This window comes from Paenibacillus montanisoli (assembly GCF_003268025.1).
GTDB lineage: Bacteria > Bacillota > Bacilli > Paenibacillales > Paenibacillaceae > Paenibacillus_Z > Paenibacillus_Z montanisoli.
This window is the reverse complement of the sequence record NZ_QLUW01000007.1, coordinates 94,056-115,345: the sequence shown is the minus strand read 5'-3', so window position 1 is coordinate 115,345 and position 21,290 is coordinate 94,056. Positions and strand designations below refer to the sequence as shown.

At 55.5% G+C, this 21,290-nt stretch carries 23 protein-coding genes; 6 read left to right on the top strand and 17 right to left on the bottom strand.

The genetic code is table 11. From position 1 onward, the window contains the following. The first annotated feature begins 68 nt into the window (after positions 1-68). Both DL346_RS27425 and DL346_RS27420 read left to right on the top strand, forming a co-directional pair. Positions 69-455 (top strand): cytochrome-c oxidase, encoded by a 387-nt coding sequence (locus DL346_RS27425; protein ID WP_240633471.1) that lies wholly within the window; start codon positions 69-71, stop codon positions 453-455. Further along, positions 452-931 carry a hypothetical protein gene (locus DL346_RS27420; protein ID WP_112885577.1) on the top strand — a complete coding sequence of 160 codons (480 nt, stop codon included), beginning with the start codon at positions 452-454 and terminating at the stop codon, positions 929-931. The genes DL346_RS27425 and DL346_RS27420 overlap by 4 nt, the downstream gene beginning before the upstream one ends. Before the next feature lie 66 nt (positions 932-997). On the opposite strand, the gene DL346_RS27415 is transcribed toward DL346_RS27420, so the two are convergent. From DL346_RS27415 to DL346_RS27380, 8 genes are all read right to left on the bottom strand, one after another. Beyond that, positions 998-1,645 carry a DUF2306 domain-containing protein gene (locus DL346_RS27415; RefSeq protein ID WP_240633470.1) on the bottom strand — a complete coding sequence of 216 codons (648 nt, stop codon included), beginning with the start codon at positions 1,643-1,645 and terminating at the stop codon, positions 998-1,000. A 17-nt stretch (positions 1,646-1,662) separates the two neighbouring features. Beyond that, positions 1,663-2,247, bottom strand: a complete 585-nt coding sequence (locus DL346_RS27410) for a GNAT family N-acetyltransferase (RefSeq protein ID WP_112885576.1) — start codon at positions 2,245-2,247, stop codon at positions 1,663-1,665. 156 nt (positions 2,248-2,403) lie between these two features. Then, positions 2,404-2,742 carry a cytochrome o ubiquinol oxidase subunit IV gene (gene cyoD, locus DL346_RS27405; RefSeq protein ID WP_112885575.1) on the bottom strand — a complete coding sequence of 113 codons (339 nt, stop codon included), beginning with the start codon at positions 2,740-2,742 and terminating at the stop codon, positions 2,404-2,406. 1 nt (position 2,743) lies between these two features. Next, positions 2,744-3,364 carry a cytochrome o ubiquinol oxidase subunit III gene (gene cyoC, locus DL346_RS27400; protein ID WP_112885574.1) on the bottom strand — a complete coding sequence of 207 codons (621 nt, stop codon included), beginning with the start codon at positions 3,362-3,364 and terminating at the stop codon, positions 2,744-2,746. Further along, entirely contained in the window at positions 3,364-5,334 is a 1,971-nt protein-coding gene (locus DL346_RS27395; protein ID WP_112885573.1) for a cbb3-type cytochrome c oxidase subunit I, read from the bottom strand. Before DL346_RS27395 ends, cyoC begins: the two co-directional genes overlap by 1 nt. Before the next feature lie 17 nt (positions 5,335-5,351). After that, on the bottom strand, positions 5,352-6,383 hold the full coding sequence (cyoA, locus tag DL346_RS27390) for a ubiquinol oxidase subunit II (RefSeq protein WP_112885572.1): 1,032 nt from the start codon (positions 6,381-6,383) through the stop codon (positions 5,352-5,354). A gap of 251 nt (positions 6,384-6,634) precedes the next feature. Next, positions 6,635-6,880, bottom strand: a complete 246-nt coding sequence (locus DL346_RS27385; RefSeq protein ID WP_112885571.1) for a hypothetical protein — start codon at positions 6,878-6,880, stop codon at positions 6,635-6,637. A 202-nt stretch (positions 6,881-7,082) separates the two neighbouring features. Beyond that, complete coding sequence (locus DL346_RS27380) at positions 7,083-8,174, bottom strand: branched-chain amino acid aminotransferase (protein WP_112885570.1); 1,092 nt, start codon at positions 8,172-8,174, stop codon at positions 7,083-7,085. A gap of 125 nt (positions 8,175-8,299) precedes the next feature. Here DL346_RS27380 and DL346_RS27375 point away from each other — a divergent pair, with 125 nt between their 5' ends. Further along, positions 8,300-9,187 (top strand): LysR family transcriptional regulator, encoded by an 888-nt coding sequence (locus DL346_RS27375; RefSeq protein WP_112885569.1) that lies wholly within the window; start codon positions 8,300-8,302, stop codon positions 9,185-9,187. A gap of 235 nt (positions 9,188-9,422) precedes the next feature. Here DL346_RS27375 and DL346_RS27370 read toward each other — a convergent pair whose 3' ends face one another. The 3 genes from DL346_RS27370 to DL346_RS27360 form a co-directional block, all read right to left on the bottom strand. Further along, on the bottom strand, positions 9,423-10,199 hold the full coding sequence (locus tag DL346_RS27370) for a DUF5995 family protein (protein ID WP_112885568.1): 777 nt from the start codon (positions 10,197-10,199) through the stop codon (positions 9,423-9,425). A gap of 102 nt (positions 10,200-10,301) precedes the next feature. Beyond that, positions 10,302-12,557, bottom strand: a complete 2,256-nt coding sequence (locus tag DL346_RS27365; RefSeq protein WP_112885567.1) for a glycoside hydrolase family 3 N-terminal domain-containing protein — start codon at positions 12,555-12,557, stop codon at positions 10,302-10,304. Positions 12,558-12,673: 116 nt separating this feature from the next. Then, entirely contained in the window at positions 12,674-13,669 is a 996-nt protein-coding gene (locus tag DL346_RS27360; protein ID WP_112885566.1) for an ABC transporter substrate-binding protein, read from the bottom strand. Between the two features lie 196 nt (positions 13,670-13,865). Here DL346_RS27360 and DL346_RS27355 point away from each other — a divergent pair, with 196 nt between their 5' ends. The 3 genes from DL346_RS27355 to DL346_RS27345 are packed head-to-tail and all read left to right on the top strand — an operon-like array spanning position 13,866 to position 16,748. Continuing rightward, positions 13,866-14,870 (top strand): FecCD family ABC transporter permease, encoded by a 1,005-nt coding sequence (locus DL346_RS27355; RefSeq protein ID WP_112885565.1) that lies wholly within the window; start codon positions 13,866-13,868, stop codon positions 14,868-14,870. Position 14,871: 1 nt separating this feature from the next. Continuing rightward, a complete protein-coding gene (locus DL346_RS27350; protein WP_112885564.1) occupies positions 14,872-15,915 on the top strand; it encodes a FecCD family ABC transporter permease in 1,044 nt (347 codons plus the stop codon). 14 nt (positions 15,916-15,929) lie between these two features. Continuing rightward, on the top strand, positions 15,930-16,748 hold the full coding sequence (locus DL346_RS27345) for an ABC transporter ATP-binding protein (RefSeq protein WP_112885563.1): 819 nt from the start codon (positions 15,930-15,932) through the stop codon (positions 16,746-16,748). A gap of 65 nt (positions 16,749-16,813) precedes the next feature. On the opposite strand, the gene DL346_RS27340 is transcribed toward DL346_RS27345, so the two are convergent. From DL346_RS27340 to DL346_RS27320, 6 genes are all read right to left on the bottom strand, one after another. Further along, positions 16,814-17,263 carry an SRPBCC domain-containing protein gene (locus DL346_RS27340; RefSeq protein ID WP_165822706.1) on the bottom strand — a complete coding sequence of 150 codons (450 nt, stop codon included), beginning with the start codon at positions 17,261-17,263 and terminating at the stop codon, positions 16,814-16,816. A 478-nt stretch (positions 17,264-17,741) separates the two neighbouring features. Continuing rightward, positions 17,742-18,881 (bottom strand): amino acid permease, encoded by a 1,140-nt coding sequence (locus DL346_RS27335; RefSeq protein WP_240633469.1) that lies wholly within the window; start codon positions 18,879-18,881, stop codon positions 17,742-17,744. A 2-nt stretch (positions 18,882-18,883) separates the two neighbouring features. Further along, positions 18,884-19,060 (bottom strand): hypothetical protein, encoded by a 177-nt coding sequence (locus tag DL346_RS29235; RefSeq protein ID WP_165822705.1) that lies wholly within the window; start codon positions 19,058-19,060, stop codon positions 18,884-18,886. Between the two features lie 74 nt (positions 19,061-19,134). Beyond that, a complete protein-coding gene (locus DL346_RS27330; RefSeq protein ID WP_112885560.1) occupies positions 19,135-19,713 on the bottom strand; it encodes a hypothetical protein in 579 nt (192 codons plus the stop codon). Positions 19,714-19,853: 140 nt separating this feature from the next. Continuing rightward, positions 19,854-20,234, bottom strand: coding sequence for a hypothetical protein (locus tag DL346_RS27325; RefSeq protein WP_112885559.1), 381 nt, complete (start codon positions 20,232-20,234; stop codon positions 19,854-19,856). A gap of 154 nt (positions 20,235-20,388) precedes the next feature. Further along, complete coding sequence (locus DL346_RS27320; protein WP_240633468.1) at positions 20,389-21,204, bottom strand: alpha/beta hydrolase; 816 nt, start codon at positions 21,202-21,204, stop codon at positions 20,389-20,391. Positions 21,205-21,290: the final 86 nt, after the last annotated feature.

The window sequence follows — 21,290 nt, the reverse complement described above, 5'->3', positions numbered from 1 at the left end:
GGACCTACGCGGGTCTAGATTAATCCCCTATAGTCATATCAACGGAAGACAATAAGGGGGCAGATCTTTTGATAGGAATTATGATGGTTCGCATATCGGTTATTTATTTCTTTATCGGGGTCCTATTGGGCATTCTCATCCACAAGGTACCTGAGCTGGCGGCTGTACATCCGCATTGGAATTTGCTGGGTTGGGTGTCATTCGCTCTCGGCGGGATCGTGTATTGCGTCTTTCCGAAGGCAGGAGCAAGCAGGCTGGGAAAAGCACACTTCTGGCTTCATCTGGCAGGCATTCCCCTTCTTCTCTATGGGTTGCTGCGGCTGGGGATCGGGCAGTCAGCCGAACCCTTCGCGCCGATAGGCGGCCTGCTCATTGCGGCTGGAGCGTTGGCATTCGTCATTAATGTATTTCGGAACGTCAAAATAGACCTTAAACAGGAGGAATCCGCACGATGACCATGTTTGGGAAGAAAAGCTTTTTGACCGCGTCTCTGATATGTCTTGCTCTGCAGGTCATCGGTGTCATCATCTCCATCGTGTTCGCCATGCCGGCTCAAGTAGCCTTCGGCGATCAGCTGCTCTCCCCGGCGGATGCCACATCCGCAACCGTTGCCAAAGCGTTTCTTACCAATGGAACCGCCCTTGCGCCGCCATTGATGTTGATGATTATTTTCGCTCTCTTGCTCGTAGCAGCGACACGCAGCGGCAAATGGGGGACGCTCGGTACCTTCCTGCTCTCCTTACTCGGCCTATTATTTACCTTAGCGACATTGGGCGAATACGCTAACCCGGAACGTTTTACGCTTGTATCCGGCAACGTCTATGTCGCGCTGCTTCTGGTCAATCAAGCGTCAATTGCGGCCGTCACGATTTTAGGCGCTTTGACGCTGATTACTCAGATCAGGAAAGGCGTAAGAAGCCGTTCTCTTTAAGAGGCGGGCCACTCGTGTTCCATCAAGAATGATGAGGAAATGAACGGGGTAAAAATCATGGGCGCACTAGAGGAGCCTTACCCCCTTCTCCCTCCCATTCAGCATCCGCACTATGAGCTCCCCTGCCAGCAGCAAAAAAGCAATAGCGCCATAAACGCCAATGGTGTAGCTAAGCGTGTATGAGGCGCCAAATCCTTGATGGACGAGCGCCGTGATGAGATGGATGCACATATTCGTAAAGCAGAACGCATAGCTCCGCACCATCCAGTTCCGGTGGGCAATGCGCTGCTTTTTGCGTATTTTCGCAATGGAGATCACCGACAGGCCGACCCAGAGGATGTTCAGCAAATTAAAAGGCACGCTGGTCACCTTGCCCCCGGTTGCATAGGGAGCCATGTATCCTGACGTCAGGCAGACGGCTACGACAGCGGCAACGTACACATAGCCAAGCACTCTATGGAGCCTTCGGTACTTGTTCCGCACCTTAGATGCAAAATTAACCGTACCAGCCACTGTCGCTATGCAGGCAAATCCGATATGCATGTACATGACATTCAGCCATACCGGTTTGTTAAACTGTCGCTTCAGGTCGATTTTTTGACTAAGAAACCGATCCGCCTGCGGGTCATACAAGAAATTGGCATAGATCGCGTGCAGCATAAAGCCCGCCGCCACAGCTAGCATCAGCCAGTAAAATAGTTTCGTCCTCGACACTCGTTGATGCACCTCGCTTAAAACTCGTGCCCGCGCACCTTTGCATAAATGACCGTATCCCGCAAACTGCCGCTCACATCCGGCTTTTCGCTCCGCAAAATGCCTTCCTTCGCGAAGCCCAGCCGCTCGGCGACGCGGGCGCTCCGAACATTCCGGGCATCGCAGCGGATCTCGATGCGGTTGGCCTGCAGCGAGTCAATTGCGAACCGGGTAATGCCCTCAACAGCCTCGGTGATATATCCTTGTCCGGCATACGGCGTATTGATCCAATAGCCGATTTCAAATTTTCGCGCAGCCCAATCAATCCGGTGTAAACCGCTGCTGCCGATGAAAGCGCCGGACCGCTTATGAATCAGGTAGAGCATCAGATCCGATCGCTTCATGAAATGAACGCGCCCCTGCCGGGTAATCACCTCGGATTCCTCCAGCGTGGGCAGCTGCTGCGCCCAAGGCATCCATGGACGCAGCTCATCGATGCTTTGCTTGACCGCTTCGTTCACCAGTTGTCCGTCATCCCATTGCGGGGCACGGATGATTAACCGGTTTGTCTCGAGACTCTCTGGAATTTGCAGCAGAATCGGTTCGACTTCATTCGGCCTCATCGGCATCCTCCCTATCCATCGATAATCGCTTCAACGGTTATAAACATAGGGTTGTCCGTTTTCCACTATTATCTCATCGAGGTAAGAGGCTGTCGATTGTAAGGTCTGACAAAAAATAGGGCAAACCCAGCCGGGCTGCCCTATTCAGTAATGGATCTAGTACATGGCGTTGTGCGCCATAATCCAGATGGAGCCGGCAACGATTGTCACCGCGATAACAATGCCGAGGATCAGTGTCATCAGGTTATAACGCGGCCCCTTCTCTTCGCGCAGATGCATGAAGAACAGAAGCTGCACCGCGAATTGCAAAACCGCCGCCCCGATCAGTACGACGACCGCCGAGGTTCCCTCGAGCCATCCCTTCATCGCGACAAGGATAGGAATGATCGTCAGAATGATGGAAATCGCGAAGCCGATCACATACTCCTTCAACGAGCCATGCCCGCCTTCGCTGCCGCCATGACCGCCGTGCGCATGATTGCCGTGCTGCGCCATTTCACATCACCCCCATCAAGTAGACGATCGTAAATACGAAGATCCAGACCGCGTCAAGAAAATGCCAGTACAAGCTCGTAATCTGTACCTTGCGCTTCGTGACCGGCGTGATGCCGTGCCGTACCAGCTGAATGATGACGGCGGAAATCCAGAAGATACCCAGCGAGACGTGCAGTCCGTGCGTGCCGACGAGCGTGAAGAAGCCCGACAAGAAAGCGCTGGAGCTGATCGTGTGCCCTTCCTCCGCCAGCTTCACGAATTCCGTCACTTCCAGCCCGATGAAGCACGCGCCGAGCAGAATCGTAACGATCAGCCAGCCGATCAGGCCTTTGCGGCTTCCGGCGTTCATGGCGAGCACCGCCAATCCGCTTGTGAAGCTGCTTGTCAGCAAGATAAAAGTCTCGACGATAACGCCCGGCATTTCAAAAATCTCTTTCGGCCCGGGCCCGCCTGCGGTACTGCCGTGAAGAACGATATATACAGCGAACAACGCTGAGAACAAAATACAGTCGGTAATCAGAAAGATCCAAAAGCCGAATTTGCGAAGCTCCTCCAGGTCATGATGGCCGTAATGGCCTTCCCCGTGAGCCGGATGTTGAGCGTGCGGATGCGAGTGCGCCATTAGACAGACCTCCTTGCAGCAGCTTCCGTGCGTTTGATTTCATCCACCGGGATGTAATAATCCGAGTTGTAATTAAAAGAATGGGCTAGCATGGTTGCGAATACGCCGATGAACCCTGGGATCGCAATCCACAGCCAGTGGAACACGAGTCCGAAGCCGACCGCGAACCAGCATACCGATTGCAGGAAAGGAATCGCCGAGTTTTTCGGCATATGGATTGGCTCGAGCTCCGGTTTGGCTTTTGGCTTATGACCCGCAGCGATGCGTTCCTTCTCCTCCCACCAGTCGTCCCGATCCGTGACCATCGGTGTAGTCGCGAAATTGTACAACGGAGCCGGCGAAGGAATCGACCACTCCAGCGTACGGCCATTCCATGGGTCGCCTGTCGTATCTTTCTCCATGAACTTAATGCTGTGCGCGATTTGCCACACCTGGAACAGGAAGCCGAGCCCCATCAAGAAGCCGCCGATCGTCGACGTAAAGTTCATCGCCCACCAGCCGGTATCCCAGCCGTACGTGCTGACACGGCGGGTCATGCCGTCCAAGCCAACGAAATATTGCGGCATAAAGCAGACATAGAACCCGATGTTCCAAATCCAAAACGCCCATTTGCCAAGCTTTTCGTTCAGCTTGAAGCCGAACATTTTCGGCCACCAGTAGTACAGACCCGCAAAGTAACCGAATGCGACGCCGCCGATCAACACCTGGTGGAAGTGAGCGATCAGGAAGTAGCTGTTATGGAACTGGAAGTCGGCTGGCGCAACCGAAAGCATGACGCCGGTCATTCCGCCGACCACGAAGCACGGAATGAACGCAAGCGTCCACAGCATCGGCGTGCTGAAGGTAATCCGTCCGCGGTACATCGTGAACAGCCAGTTGAATATTTTCACGCCTGTCGGAATCGCTATGACCATCGTCGTGATGGCGAAGAACGTATTGACGCTCGCCCCGGAGCCCATCGTGAAGAAGTGATGGAGCCAAGTGAAATACGACATGACGCTGATGCTCATCATCGCAAACACCATGGAGCCATAGCCGAACAGCCGCTTTTTCGAGAATGTGGACACAATCTCAGAGTAAATCCCGAAGGCGGGCAATACGACGATATAAACCTCGGGATGTCCCCACATCCAAATCAGGTTGATATACATCATGGCGTTGCCGCCGCCGTCCATCGTGAAGAAGTGCGCGCCCAAGTACCGGTCCAGGAATAGGAGCGCAAGCGTTACGGTCAATACAGGGAACGCAATGATGATCGTGATGCAGCTCGACAGAACCGACCAGGTGAACATCGGCACCTTGGACCAGGTCATGCCCGGCGCACGCATCTTGACGATCGTGACGATGAAGTTGATCCCCGTCATCAAAGAGCCGATCCCGGAAATCTGAATGCCCCAGATGTAGAAGTCCTGTCCGACGCCGGGACTGCCGGTCAATTCCGACAGCGGCGGGTAAGCCAGCCAGCCGGAATCGGCCGATCCGCCGATGACGAACGACATATTGAACAGCATCGCGCCCATAAAGAAGAGCCAGAAGCTAAGCGCGTTCAGGAATGGGAACGCAACGTCGCGCGCTCCCAACTGCAGCGGTACGGCGATGTTGAATAGGCCGAACATAAGCGGCATCGCCATAAACAGAATCATAATGACGCCGTGCGTAGTAAATACTTCATTGTAGTGCTCCGGCGACAGAAACTTCATATCCGGAAAAGCCAGCTGCGTCCGCATCAACAAGGCGTCAACGCCGCCGCGGAACAGCATAAGCAGGGATGCGATGATATACATAATCCCGACGCGTTTATGGTCGACGGTTGTTAACCATTCGCGCCAAAGCCAATTCCATTTCTTGAAATAGGTCAGTACGAAAACGATAGCCAGCGTCGTCAGCGCGATGGCGATGTCCGCCCCGTAAATGAGCGGGTCGCCGGTGACGAAGAACCACGACGCGAAATCTTTTATTTTATCCAGCATGGAACTGCCTCCTCCCGTTAGTGATTGGACATGTCATGGCCTTCCATGCCATCCATGTCCTCCATACCTTCCATATCGTCCATGGAATGGCCGGATTGTTCGTCATCTATTGTCGTATCCTCTTCGGCAGGCTTACCTTCGTATAACTCGCTGCGCGTCGTCGCCTTTTCGAAAATGCCCGCCGGCGCGCCGCGGCTCATGGAGTAATGATGAACGATTCGCCCGAACAAACCGTCCGGTATCGAAGCATACGTAACTTCGCCCGAAGTGCCCGGCTTAGCCAGCTGCTGGTAGCCTTCGTCCGTCAGCGCGGTTCCGCTTTCCTTGGATTTCTGAGCCCACTTCTCGAAATCGGCCGTTGAAACGGCTTCGACCGTAAAGCCCATCTTGCCGAAATCGCGGCCTGTAAAGTTGGCGCCTGTTCCCATATATTCGCCGGTCTCGTCTGCCTGCAGATGCAGAGTCGTCGACATGCCGGACATCGTATAGATCATCCCGCCGAGCTGCGGTACCCAGAAGGAGTTCATCGGCCCGTCGGACGTTAAATCGAACCGGATCGGCGTGTCTTCCGGAATAACCAAGTAATTTACCGTTGCAATGCCCTGCTCCGGATATTGGAACAGCCATTTCCAATCCAGCGAAGTAACCTGAACGGTGATCGGCTTCTTCTCGGATTCGAGCGGTTTAGCAGGGTCCAGCATATACGTGTAGCGTGCGGTTACAATGGCCAGCACAAGAATAATCGCAATCGGAATGCCCCACCATACGATTTCGAGCTTCGTGCTGTGCGACCACTCCGGCTGGTACTTCGCCTTGCTTCCCTTCTTGTCCCGATAGCGCCAAATAATCCACGCCGTGAGCGCCAGCACCGGCACGAGGACAATCAGGCAAAGCAGCATCGTGAAGTAGATCAGGTCGCGCTGATGGGCGCCGATCGGCCCCTTCGGATCGAATACGATCATCGACTGGCAGCCCGAGGTCATCAGCACCGTTCCGCCCAGCAAGGCGAGCGCTCCGAACCGCCGCATCATTTTCGTCGCTAGTTTCATCTATTCTCATCTCCCAACTACCACAATGGTAACCGTTAATCAAACTTATAGATGTGAAATTAATCACAATTTCGTCTTGAGCAAAATATATCACGTTCGAAGCCGCTTGTGGGGCCTGTTAACAAAGGCGTCAATTTACTGCCTTAATTCCGTAATAATCTGTTCAACGTTTCGCCGCAATTGCCTTTTGGACACACCAAAAAGGGCTGTCTCCTTAAGGAAACAGCCCCATGAATTGCTTTCGCCGCTCGCTACTCCGTCTCGTTGCGCTCATCGACGAGATTGATCGCCATGCCGATCGTATAAATAAACACGCTGCCTACCATGAAGCCGATGCCGGACATCAGGAACGCGTTGTTGTCGCTGAAATCTTCCATGCGGATCAGACATAGGCACAAGCCTACGCAAAGCGCCGCCCATGCCGCGATCTTCATCGCGAAGAACACGGATTTCCCGTTTCGTTCCGTATGCCGCTTGGCCGTTAAATTCATCATCATCTACACACATCCTCGAAGAGAATTCACTAATTCCTCATAATTTCCTCCATTATAGCATCTTTCGTTCAAAATTTGTTCACTTTTTTATCATGATTCCGTCACTTTTTTGTTAAACCATATTGAATTCCGAATACAAGGCGAACGCTAGCGAAAAAAAAGTGGCACAGAGTCAGGCCTCTGCGCCACTTTTTTAAATTTATAACTACTTCCCGATAACCTCTACCTGCTGCGTCCAGCCGAACGGATCGGCGACGGCGCCGGTTTGGATCCCCGTTAGCGTATCGTACACCGATTTCGAGAGCTGTCCGGTCTTGCCTTCGCCGATGATCAGCTTCTCTCCGTTCCAGTTCATCTCGCCGATCGGGGAGATAACGGCCGCCGTGCCTGTGCCGAATGCTTCCTCCAGCGTGCCGTTGCGGCCGGCTTCATACAGCTCGTCGATAGCGAGCATCCGCTCTTCGACGGGAATGCCCCAATGCTTCAGGAGCCGGATGACCGAATCGCGCGTAATCCCGTGAAGAATGCTGCCTGTCAGCGCCGGGGTGTAAACCGTGCCGCCGATTTTGAAGAAGACGTTCATGCTGCCTACTTCCTCGATGTATTTGTGCTGCTTGCCGTCCAGCCACAGCACCTGCGTGTAGCCTTGCTCCTTCGCAGCTTGCTGCGATTTCAGAGCCGATGCATAGTTGCCTGCCGTCTTCGCTTCGCCGGAACCGCCCGGCACTGCACGGACATAGTCCGATTCCACATGGATTTTGACCGGGTTAATGCCTTCCGGATAGTAGGCCCCGACGGGTGACATGATAATGATGAATTGGTAGTGTTCAGACGGTGCTACGCCAAGGGTCGGCTGTGTGGCAATAACGAACGGCCGGATATACAGCGAAGTGCCCTCAAGGCTAGGAATCCATTCGCGGTCGACAGCGATCAATTGCTCCAGCGCGGCCATCGCCATGTCGATATCGAGCTCCGGCACGCTCATCCGGTCGTTGGAGCGGTTCATGCGCTGGAAATTGTCGCGGGGACGGAACAGCTGGATGCGGTCGTCCGCTGTTTTGTATGCCTTCAAGCCTTCGAATATCGTCTGTCCGTAGTGGAACACTTTTGCCGCCGGATCCAGTACAAGCGGCTGGTACGGAATGATCCGCGGGTCATGCCATCCTTGCCCAACGCTGTAATCCATCACAAACATATGATCCGTATAATAAATGCCGAAACCGAGCTGATCCTGCGGCGGTTTCTTCTTCGTGTCCGTCGATCTTTGAATCGAGATTAAGCTGCTATTGGTCGTCATCGTTCCTTCATTCTCCTTCATTCGATAGATTGGTGATTGCATACTACCACCTGATCGGGTATATATAAAATATCTATTATGTTCACTATCTATACCTTCAAGGTATGTAAAAGAGGCGGCGTTTCATGGACGTTCGACAGCTCAAATACTTCCTGGCGATCGCCCAGGAGAAGCAGATCACGAGAGCAGCGAAGCTGCTGCATATGGAACAGCCGCCCCTCAGCCGTCAGCTTATGCTGATGGAAGAGGAGCTTGGCGCGCAGCTGTTTGAGCGAAGCCGCACGCAGCTGACGCTGACCGCGGCGGGACGGCTGCTGAAGGACCGGGCGGAATCGCTGCTGCTGCAATTGGATGAAACGATGAAGGAAGTGAAAGAGCTGGAGCTGGGCGTGCGCGGCACGCTTTCGATCGGAGCCGTAGTGTCCTGCGTGTCGATTCTTCCTGGACCGATCCAGCAGCTTCGCGAGAAGTACCCACAGGTGACGTTCAAGATTGCGGAAGGCGATCACTACCTGCTGGGAGAAATGCTCGAGCGGCGCTCCATTGAGCTGGTCGTCTCCAGGCTGCCTTTCGAAGCCCACCTGCCCCCGGGCAAGCTGGACATGCTGCCGCTGCCATCCGATCCTTACGTTGCGTTAATGCCTCATTCTTGGGCACCCCCGTCCGGTGAGGTAGATATCAGCATGGAAGAGTTGTCGCAGTATCCGCTTCTTACATTGAAGACCGACAAAACGATCAAAATGCACGAGCAGGTCGTGAACGAATTCCGGCGCCACGGCCTTGAGCCGAATATTATATGCGAATGCTCCAGCGTCGCCATCATCATGTCGCTGATTGCCGCGGGCATCGGCGCCACCGTCTTTCCAAAATCGGTCATTTCGTCGTTCCCGTCAGGCGACGTCTTGACGCTCGAAATCCGCGACGCCGATTTTCAATCCGAAGTCGGCATCGTCTGGCTGAAGGATCAGCTGCTGTCGAAGCGCGCCCAGCATTTCTTGGATTGTTTCAAATAAATACGGACCCATCCATGTAAAAAAGCAGCAATTCGGTCTAAGCCGAATTGCTGCTTTTTTTACGTTTTCTTATAAGCAAAAGGATCAGGATGGCCGCTCGCTAGGCGACCGCCCACCGCCCGTTGTCCCCGATAGGCGCGCGCCCGCCGGAAGCGCAACGGATCGTCTCGATCACCAGCGTGATCGGCTAAGAGTGTCGCATCTCAACCCTGCCGCCGGATATGTCCCGCCCCTTCTAAAACCATCGAAATCGCCTTGTGATGGGCGCGAATACCCGCAGCATGCGGAAGGCAGGCACATCAACCACCTGCCGTCCCAGCCCGAAGGCCTCTCGCTCGATTCGATGCCGAATCGACTCCCTCTCTCTATCGTTTTCCGCGTTCAGCAGCTGCTCCGTGTACAGCCACACCATCGTCCGGCAATGAGCCAGAATACACCCGGAGAGCTTCTCATCCTGCCTCCCGAGAATGCGGTCGATAGGCCGGATAAACCGCGCGTAATGGCGACCCAGCTCATCCTGCACCTGATCCACCAGCTCGCCCAGCACCTCATTGATTTGGTCGTGATCCTTACGCCGCTCGAACATCATGCGCGCATCGGGCCAAGCCTGGTCTTCCAGCAAGATGCCATGGAGCACCATAGCCAGATCATTGTTAATATGCGCGTTAATGCCGAGCAAGGCGTCCTGCAGAACGAAGCTGCTTTCGGACCGGGCCTGCCGGAAGGCGAGCTCCCATGCGGGCGCGCATGGCCGCCCGGCGTCGCGGTCATCCATCGCTGCGAAATAATACTTGGCGAAGCGAACCAATACACGCTCCATCCACTGCGCATCGTGAAAATAGCCTCCGTTCAAACGGCGTTTCATTTCCCGGGTCATTAACAAATAAACGCGGTGAAAAACGATCCGCCTATCCTTCCGGTGCTGGAGCCGCTCCAAACGGCGCCCCATTTCATCCATGACCTGATCCATATTCCCGCACGGCGCAACAATTATCGGGCTTACAGCTTCCACGGGCGCATCACCTCACATCGGCTCTACCTGCGTATAGTACATGCATACCCGCGATGTCTTCCAAATAGAACTTCACCGCCCTAATCAGGCTGTTCCCCCGCCTTAATCCTGCACCGGCAGCACGCCATGCGGCTCCAATTGGCCGAGAAGCGCCTTCAGGCCTGCCCCGATGTTAGGCTCCTGTTTGCCGTATACGGCTATTCCGGACTTTATATCTCGCAAAAACATGCCCTCATAAGGATTACCGAGTGATACCAAGGCATACCTCTTATTTTGCCCGTTCAACTCATCCAGGACGACTTGATAATCGGCCCAGCCGAATTGGCTCGCCACATTGCGGAACTGATAGGTGGCTAAGATGACATAGTCAGCCTCGCCGATTGCAGGCCGTACGCCAGACAGTTTCCCCGGACCGACCATGTCAATTTCGGTCTTGAGCGATGCGTCCGCTTCCGTCAGCTGCTTCTGCACCTGCCTCGCGATCTCCTCATCAGCGGCGGCAATGACCACCCGGTCACCTTGCCGGATGAGGTCGGGATGCGAGCCGTCGCGGCCGGCTAGAAGCGTGACCGCCCGCTCCGCGATCTCCTGCTCCACCGCGCGGTGAGAAGCCGTGCCAATTACGGCCTTCAGCGCGTCCAGCCGGTCGGACAGGCTGCTGCCGCGCTCTTCGAACAATCCATATTTCGCTTTCAACTCCAAGATCCGTTTCACCGCCGCATGAACTGCGTCTCTGGAAACCGTGCCGCTCTTGACCGCGTTAACCAGCGCTTTATGAGCCTTTGCCGGATCCTGCGGCATCAGTATAATGTCTACGCCGGCATTGACCGCACGGACCACGGCCTGCTCCTCGCCAAAATGCTCCACGATCCCGTTCATCGTAAACGCATCGGAAATAATGACGCCCTTATAGCCGAGCTCTCCCCGAAGAAGACCGGACAGCACGTTCTTCGACAAGGTCGCCGGCACCGGCACGCTGCTGCCGTCCTTGCGGGATACAACCCGTTCGTTATCGACGGCCGGAAAAGCGATATGAGCGCTCATAATCATCTCCGCGCCGCTAGCGATCGCGGCGCGGAACGGCTTGAGCTCCACCGCGTCGAGCCGCTCACGGTCATGATTCAACACCGGCAAGCCTAAGTGGGAATCAACCGTCGTATCTCCATGTCCCGGGAAATGTTTTACCGCCGGAATGACGCCCGCCTCCTGCAATCCCTTCATCTCCGCCAACCCAAGCCGTGTAACCAGATCCGGATCGGACGAGAACGCGCGCATCCCGATGATCGGATTGTCCGGATTGCTGTTGATGTCGAGCACCGGCGCAAAATCAAGCTGCACCCCCAGCGCTTTCAGCTCCTCGCCGGTCAACCGGCCTGCCGCTTTCGCCAGCGGCTCATCCCCCGCCGCGCCAAGCGCCATCTGTCCGGGCAAATTCGTGCCGCCCGGGATCCGCTTAATGACGCCGCCCTCTTGGTCGATCGCCATAAATAACGGAATATCCCCCGCTTCCGCTTGCAGCCCGTGGGTGAGCGCTGCGACCTGCTCGGCGCCCACGATATTTTTCTCGAACAGAATGAGCCCGCCCAAATCCTGATCATGGACGGCCCCTTTGATCCCTTCGTTCACGGTCGTCGTCCGCTTGCCCTTCCACTCCCGGATATCGGGCATCAGCATCTGACCCACTTGCTCGCTGACCGTCATGTAAGACATCAGCTTATCCCAATCCCGCGCCTGAATGGCAGCCTCCCGCTCGAATCGGATTACCCGTGCCAAGAACACGGCAAACTCGGCCCGCGAAACGGACTTGTCCGGCCGATAGGTACCGTCCGCATAGCCGCCTATAAGACCGTTGGAGCTCATGATCCCGATGGGCGCGGCTGCCCAATGGTTCGCGGTATCGGATAGTTTACCCGAGCCGCCGCCCGTCTGAAGCGCATACGCTCGCGTGAGAAATGCCGCGGTTTCAGCGCGGCTGACCGGCGCATCGGGATGGAAGGAGCCGTCCGGAAAGCCGCCCGCAAGTCCCATCTTCGCGGCGACTTCGATCTCCTTGTAGAACGGATGGTTCACCGGTACGTCCGTGTACGTCTGCCCGCCTTCACGCGCAAGCTCCTCCGGGTACAGCTCCCGCACCATGAACGTCACCGCCTGCGCACGGGTCACCGCTCCTTCGGGCCGGAAGCTTCCGTTGCCATATCCGGCTACCGTCCCCCGCTCCGCCATGTACAAAATACTGTCTTCCGCCCACCGGGCCTGCTGCAAATCGGTGAACTTCTCCGCCGCCGAAGCGCTGCCCGCCCACATGAGCATAGCAGCGCCTGCAGCTGCCAACCCTAACATTGTCTGTTTCCAATTCAACTGTGTTACACCTCTGATCGAACTAAGTTATGAAGGTTAGACGCATAAAAGGGGATTTTGTTGCTAGGAAATAAAAAAGAACCGTGAATGCCTTCACGGTTCTATCCCATCGTTCCCTATTTAACGTCGTAGATCTTAGCCAGCTCATCCAGCATTAAATTCGCGGAGATAACGCCGCCGGACGTGTTCCAGATCGCATCGCTGACGCGATAAGCTTGCTTATTCTTCACGACGGCCAGACTCTGCCACAGCGGGTCCTTCATCATTTCCTCTTCCATCGCCGTTCCTTTGCCGTCGCCTGTCTCATAAGTAAAGTAGAACAGTTTGTCCGCATCTACCTCTGGCAGACGCTCCTTCGTAATTTCTTCAACGAACGTGTCTTTGTAGTTCAGCTGGCTGTCAGGACGCGTAATGCCCAGCTTCGAGAATGCCAGACCCGTGAACGTATCTCCCAGGTAAATACGCGTTTTGCCTGCCATGAAACGAACGACGGACACTTTCGCATTCAGCTTGTCGCCAGCCTTCGATTTGAAGTCGACCGTGCGGTTATCGTAGTCTGCGATGATTTTCTCGCCCTCGGCTTTCTTGCCAAGCGCATCCGCGTAGAGCATAAAGTTATCCTGCCAAGCGCCGCGCAGCGTCTCGGAGAAGACAGTCGGAGCGATCGCTTTCAGCTGATCGTATACTTTCTCCTGGCGGAGCTTGTTACCGAGAATCAGATCCGGCTTCAGGCTGGCGATCAGCTCGATGTTCGGCTGGCTTTCTTCGCCGACAACCTCTACGCCTTCCATTTGCGACTTGATATGCTCGTACCAAGGGTCGCCCGTCCACGATTTAACGGCGCCTACCGGCTTCACGCCAAGCGCCAGAAGCGCTTCAGTGCCTTCATTGGTCAAAACGACGACGCGCAGCGGCGTGCCTTTAATCGGCGTTTCGCCCATGGAATGAGTAATGACGCGCTCTTCCGATTGTGCATTATCGGATGCCGTGTTACCAGCAGTATTCGCATCGTTGTTAGCAGCTTTTTGACCGCAAGCGGATAAGAGGAGCAATAAAGAGAGCAGTAGAGCGGCCACTGGCCAAGTTGACTTCGACTTCAAATTGGATAACATTGCAAACGTCCTTTCGATATTGAAAATGATTATCATTAGCTTTCTGTAGGCTACTATAGCAGGGATAAAAATGAAAGTCAATGACTTTGAGAATCAATCTCATTGACACCTGCCCAGTCATAGCCTAGAATGTCATAAGTACTGTTACAATTGCATTCGCACTCATTTCATTAGCATGACAAAGAAAGAGGCCGCTATGAACACCCTACTTTCAACGCGATTTTCAAGGCTTATCGGCTTAATCATCTGCCTGCTTCTTCTTGCCGCCGGATTAATCTGCAGCATTCTATTCGGGACGGCCGACATTAGCTGGCGAACGATCGTGGAATCCTATACATCCTACAACGGCTCGCAAGAGCATCTCATCATCCAGACGGCTCGAATGCCGCGCGCGCTGATCGCTGCGATGGCCGGCGCCAGTCTCGCCGTGGCCGGCGCCTTGATGCAGGGCATCACGCGCAATCCGCTCGCATCGCCCAGCCTGTTCGGCATCAATGCGGGCGCTGCGTTCTTCATCGTCGTCAGCTCGGCTTTCTTCGGCGCAAGCAGCCTAAGCACATTCGCGACACTGGCGTTCGCGGGCGCAGCTTGCACGGCCTTTATCGTTTACGTTCTCGGCTCGATCGGCAGCGACGGGCTCACGCCCATTAAAGTGACGCTCGCGGGCGCGGCCATGACGGCCTTCTTCTCCTCCCTGTCGATGGGCGTCCTGCTTACGGGCGGCCAAACCTTCGACCAGGTGCTGTATTGGTTCGTCGGCTCCGTCGCCGGGCGGGACATGGGCATCTTCACGGCTGCCGCCCCTTACATGGGAATCGCGCTTGTTGGCTCCTTGCTGCTGTCGAGGCATATGAATTTGCTCGTGCTCGGGGAGGACGTCGCTACGGGGCTGGGCCAATCCACGGTATACGTGAAGCTGGCCGCCGCGGTCATCGTCGTCCTGCTTGCGGGGGGATCGGTATCTATTGCAGGTCCTATCGCTTTCGTCGGCATTATTATTCCGCATATTACGCGTTATCTGGTCGGGACCGACTTTCGATGGACGCTCCCATATTGCGCGCTGCTGGGCGGCATCCTGCTGCTGGCCTCCGACATCGGCTCGCGTTTCATCGCCTTCCCGAAAGAAGTGCCGGTCGGCATTATGACGGCGATTCTCGGCGTACCGTTCTTCGTTTATATTGCCAGAAGGGGGGATCGGTAAGATGAACAAACAGTGGGCATTACGGGGGCCTGGCCATTCGTTTCATCTCGATCGCCGAACGGTTTCGGTCATTCTGCTCTTGATCGCCGCCAACTTAATCGGCGTTATTGTCTGCGTTGCCTTAGGCAGCACGACCATCAGCCCGGGCGCCGTCATTCGCACGCTGCTCGGCATGGGCGACCCTGCCGATTCGATGATTATTTTATCGCTTCGCATGCCCCGTGTCGTCATCGCGATGATGGTGGGCTCGATGCTGGCCGTTTCGGGCGCCCTGCTGCAGGGCATCGTGCGCAATCCGCTCACCTCGCCGGATGTCATCGGAATCTCGGGCGGCGCTTCGTTGGGCACGGTCTGCTTTATCATTTTCTTCTCGGATGTCAGCATCCGCTTCATGCCGGTCAGCTCCATTGCCGGCGCATTCGGCGCAGCCTTCCTGATCTATCTCTTCGCCTACCGCCGCGGCATCACGCCGCTTCGGCTAGTGCTGATCGGCATCGGGATGGCAACGGCGCTGACGGCGATTACGTACATGGTTATTCTAACCGCGCCGTTTACTCCTACAGCCGTAACGGTCAAAGCGTTTACGTTCATGACCGGCAGCATCTACGGGTCATCGTGGACGCGCGACGTGGTGACGCTCCTGCCATGGATGATCGTGCTCATGCCTGTCGCGTTCTTCTATGCGCGGCATCTGAACGTGCAGGAGCTCGGCGACGAAGTGGCAACCGGCGTAGGCAGCGCCGTTCATGCCAAACGGACGATCCTGCTGCTCATCAGCGTCGCGCTTGCAGGCGCGGCGGTCGCCATCGGCGGCGCTATCAATTTTATCGGCCTCATGGCTCCGCATATCGCGCGCAAGCTGGTCGGGCCCGCATACGGCGGCGTTATTCCCGTGTCGGCCCTCATCGGCTCGCTGGTTCTGCTGCTGTCGGACTTGATCGCCAGAACCGCGTTTATCCCTTTGGATATACCTGCCGGCGTCTTCACGGCCGCTGTCGGGGCACCGTTCTTTATTTACCTGCTCTATCGTCATCGAAACTCGTAAAGGAGTGAATTCCCATGTCCGTTATCGAAGCGCAAAATCTCACGTTGTCTTACGGGAAGAAGCCTATCTTCTCGAACCTGGGCATCACCGTCCCGGACGGCAAAATCACCGTGTTTATCGGAAGCAACGGCTGCGGCAAATCGACCCTGCTCCGCTCGCTGGCCCGCTTGTTAAAGCCGCAGGAAGGTTCCATCGCGCTTGATGGCTCCGACATCGCCAAGCTCTCCAGCAAAGAGGTCGCCAAGCGTCTGGCTATTCTGCCGCAGGGCCCGACCGCGCCGGAAGGGCTGACCGTGATGCAGCTCGTCAAACAAGGCCGCTACCCGTACCAGAGCTTCCTGCAGCAGTGGTCCGCCGAGGATGAGCGCATGGTTAAGAAAGCGCTCCAGGCTACGCATATGGAGGATTTGGCCGGCCGCTCGGTCGACTCGCTGTCTGGCGGCCAGCGGCAGCGGGCATGGATCGCGATGACGCTTGCGCAGAATACGGGAACGATTCTGCTCGACGAGCCGACGACCTACCTCGATATGACGCACCAGATCGAAATTCTCGATCTGCTCTACCGGCTGAACGAGCAGGAGAACCGGACGATCGTCATGGTGCTGCATGACATCAACCTCGCCTGCCGGTACGCGCATCATATCGTAGCGGTAAAAGAAGGCCAGATCTACGCGGAAGGCGCGCCGGAGCGGATCGTGAACGAACAGCTGATCCGCGACGTGTTCCAGATGGAGTGCCAGATTGCGCAGGATCCGATATTCGGCACGCCGATGTGCATCCCATACGGGAAAGGCAGAAGGGCGGCGGCAGCGGCTCGACTTGTGACGGTTTAAACAGCAATAAAATAGAACAGGCCAGGAACGCACCGGTTAAGGCGGCATTCCTGGCCTGTTTTCGCTTACGTATGAGGCAGGCTTCCGCCTTCCAGCAGCGCCTTCAGGTTCGCCAGCGACATCGTGTAGCCGGCTTCCGTCTGCCTGGTCTGCTCCTCGGTCTCGCAGCCCGTTTCGGTCATGGTCACGTACGTGAAGCCCGCTACCTCCTCGAGGAGAAACGTCGTCATCATCCCCTCCGGGCCATCATCGAATTCCCAGCGCATGGCGAACCGTCTCGGCGCGTCAACGGCTGAAATCGTGGCGCGCATCGTCACGGCCTCCGTTCCGGGGTGGTGCTCATTGGGCGAGTGGTGAAACCACGCGCAAGCTCCCTTCCGAAGCTCGGGAATGTCCCACGGCGAGCCCGGCGCATACCACTGCGAGAGCTGCTCCGCCTCCGTTACGGCTCTCCACACCCGCTCAAGCGGCGCCTCCATGCCTAGCGAACGAACAACGACCATTGCTTGACTCAAATTCGACAGCCTCCTTATTCGCGGCACCAGGATGATCATGCTTCTTCCAGCATGACACATCGCGGATCATTTTACACGCGCAAAAAAAGGCCGTTAACGTGTTACGGCCAGGGAGTCGAAAGACTTGAAACATCAGTCTACAGCGTCTAACGGACAAAAATGTCCATTAGTCGTGAAAACCATATTTTTTTGACCCAAATATAGCTTTAATGGACATCCATGTCCATTAGAATCTGAGAGTGACCAGTTTTTAGATGCTAACGGACATATATGTCCGTTAAAACTACAGGCCGTGAACCACGTTCACGGTTCATGCCAAGCAAAGCGAACGAGCGGATGACACCTAGCTTCATTCGATCAGCCTCCTTATGGCCATACTTAGCACCACTATGCATTACCCATCATAAAGGAGATCGACTGCCGCTTTCGCTACCATGTTACTGCCACTTTGACGATGTCATGCCAATCTAGCCTTCCGCTAGCCCACTGATCGACGAACCAATTTAGAAGAAACGAACACGAGCAGGATCAGCACAACGCTAAGCACGACTCCTATTCGTTCGTTTCGGTGCAGAAGCGCGCCGATGATTGTCATTGCGATTAACGCGATAGCTAAATAAGCCGTGTACGGGTAGCCGAATGCGCGGAACTTGCCATTCCCTGAGTCATAACCGTTATGCAATTTGAGGTAGGAAGCCAGAATGAGAATCCAATTCAGAATAAGCATGACGCCTGCCGCCGTGCTTACGTATTCGTACATCGAACTGGGGAGCGCATACGAGCAGGCGATCAGAACGGCTAATGCCGCCGCGGTCAACCAGAGCGACTTGGCCGCGACGCCTCGCCCGTTTGTCTGCTTAAGCGAGCGGGGAGCATCCCCGTCCTCGGACAACGATACCAAGATCCGGCTGATCCCGAACAAGGCACCGACCATCGTCGAGAAAGCGGCGCTGATGATGATCAGATTGAACAGCGTATCAAGATACGGGATCGTGAATCCGGAAAGCGCCGTTACGAACGGACTTGCGGCATCGCTAATCGCCGATTGATCCGTCATTTTGAGCACCATGTAAAGAGCCAGCACGTAAATGAGAACCAGCGTGACGAGGAGAACGGCCCCGGCTTTTGCGATATCCTCGCCGCGTTTCAATTCCGAGGAGGTTACCCCCACCACCTCAATGCCGCCAAATGAGAAAAAAACGAAAATCATGGCCGACCAAAGCCCGTGGACGCCATGGGGGAACAAGGCATTCATCCCAATGCGCTGAACCGGTACCCCGTAGGCGGCATGAAACACCCCGCAAACGAACAGGGCCCCGAAGAGAATGAATAAAACGAGTACCGTCAGCTTTACGACCGCAAACATGGACTCGACCGCACCGAAATTGCGTACGCCCATGAAGTTGATGCCGAAGCCGAGCGCGGCGTAAAGCAGCGAGAAAACGCCTAGCGGAACATGCGGAAACCAGTATTGCGTGAAGGTAGACAGCGCGACGATCTCGCTGGACATGATGAGCACGCCGGCCAGCCAATAAATCCATCCGGACATATAGCCTGCCGATCGTCCGAAGGCGATCCGGGCATAGGTGCGGAACGAACCGGACTGGGGATCATTCACCGTCATCTCGGCCAAAGAAGCAAAACAATGTAGGTAGCCAAACCCGCAACCAGATACCCGATTAGCACGGATGGACCGGCTAATCGGATCGACAGGCCGGTTCCCAAGAAGAAACCCGCTCCGATAATCGAGCCCATGCCTATGAGCGACAGCTGCCACCACGCGAGTCTTTTTATCATCCGCTTACCTCCCAGTGGGAACTGACTTATCACAGTCAGTATGCCCCCTCCGGCAAGGATACGATTCCCAGATTTCAGCCTTCTTTCGCCGACTTCAACGTCTTCACATTCATCGAAAACACCGCAATCGGAATGAAAAACCCGAAGACGATCGCAAGCGGAATGATGTGCATTGCGTACCCTACGGCAAGCGCGGCCCCGCTAACCATAAACAAGATGCCCTGCCAGAGCGACACTTTGCCGAACAGCATCGACAGGCCATAGAGAAAGAACCCCCCGCCGGCGATGGCCGTCGCGACGTAAGCGCCGTCGAGCAGCGGCTGCGGGAGGTTGTCGAACTCCATGATGCCGGGCTGGAAACCCTCCAATACGGGACCTGCGAATTGATGCGCGAAGCCATAGCCGACGAACCACATCAGTCCGATTGCGGTGACAATGAAACTGAACCGTCCGAAAGTGCCTAGACTGCCTGCTTGGGGCAGATAAATGGAGATCAAGCTAATGATCCAGAACGAGTTGAGGATCAGCATCATGACATCCAATTCGCGGGCGCTTTCATCGAGGAAGAAGTAAGCTGCCATGCCGACAAAGCTAAGAACCATGACGACCGCGCTCACAAGCGAGAACGACCGTAACGCCTGATTGTCAACCATACAACCGACACCTCCATGTAGTAGCAAAAATCTGCTCTTGCTAACTTATATGCAGGCCCAGGCCGTCGTAAATAAAAAAAATACAGAGCATCGGCAGCCCCCTGCGATGCTCTGTATCCTTGCGCACATTCTACCCCGGCCTACAACGCGCCCAATTCCCGGACGATTCGATCCGCCTGCTCGAAATCTTCTTCGTCTACGATCGCGACGAGCATAATATCATAACCGCTTACCCGGTTCTCCGGTCCGCCGGAGCTGTACCCGCTCGCGCTTACGCTGGATGCGGCCAAGATGCCGGCTTCCGGACCGTTAAAGTCGCCGCCGAGCGTCAAGTAGCCGAGTCCCGGAAAATCCCCGGTAACCGTTGCCCCGAGCCTGTCCAGACTTTGAATGCCGGTGCCCGCAAGGCCGTCGATGCGTTCGATTGCGTGGTCGATCAGCTTGAGGGACCGGAGCCGATCCACCGCTTCCTTAGCTTGATCGGGCGTTTGAAAGTAAGCAAATACCGTTCGTTCTGACATATGGATGTTCCCCTCCATTTTCGACAATCTGGCCAATGACACCCGTAGTGTGCCCATAATCGGAGCCGGACATTTACTGTGGAGGAAATTCATGCATGCGCATCATAAAAAGCCGGAAACGGCGCATTTGCAGCGGCATTTCCGGCCATAGATATTAGTCCCGTGACGCCTCAACCAGCTTCTGCGCCAGGAGCGCAGGCTGCGTCCGGAAATAGGTCATATGATCGCCATCCGATCGAATTAACCGGAACAACCCGAGCCGCCCGGACATATGCGGATGCCATCCGTAGCCTTCGCCCTGAGGCAGCAGGTTGTCATCCGTCAGATAGAGGTAGCTCCGCGGAATATTCAGCTTATAGAAGGCCTTGAGATCCAGCTTCTCAAATGAGGGCTTAGCGGGCTCGGGCCTGACCTCGCTGTACAGCTGCCTTGCCAGCTGAAGGTCGGCCAGGTTGACGAACGCATCGCGGAATACCGGAAATGGCAGCATTATCGTATCGTCAGGCGACAACTGTCGAAGCTGCTCGAACAATTGCTGGACCTGCGGAGGAAATTGGTCCACCACCGATTGTCCTTCGCCGATCACGAACCCGTTCATAAAGACGAGCCGCTTGATGCGATCGGGGACGAGCTCCGCCGTTTTCTGAACGACCGATCCGCCGAAACTGTGCCCGACCAGTATAATATCGCGCAGCTGGCGTGCAAGGATGAAATCGGCGACCGCCCTGGATATCATTCCATGCGTCACATTCGTATTCGGATCGCTTCCGTGGCCGGGGTATTCCGGTACGAAAACCTTGTGGCCCATTTTGCGCAGCATGCCGGCGACGCCGTTCCAGAAGCGAACATCGGCAAATGAGCCGTGGACGAGCACAAACGTCAACGGCTGTTCTTTCGCCCGTTCATAGCCCATGTAGCCATGCCAATCGGGAACCCGCCCGTAAAATCCGTTTCTTTCATAAGGATACATCGCTCTTAGTCCTTTCGCACATCGCATAGGTGTATAACCTATGCCTAGTCTATGTCCGAAACGGCATAGAGGTGTCAGCCTACTAG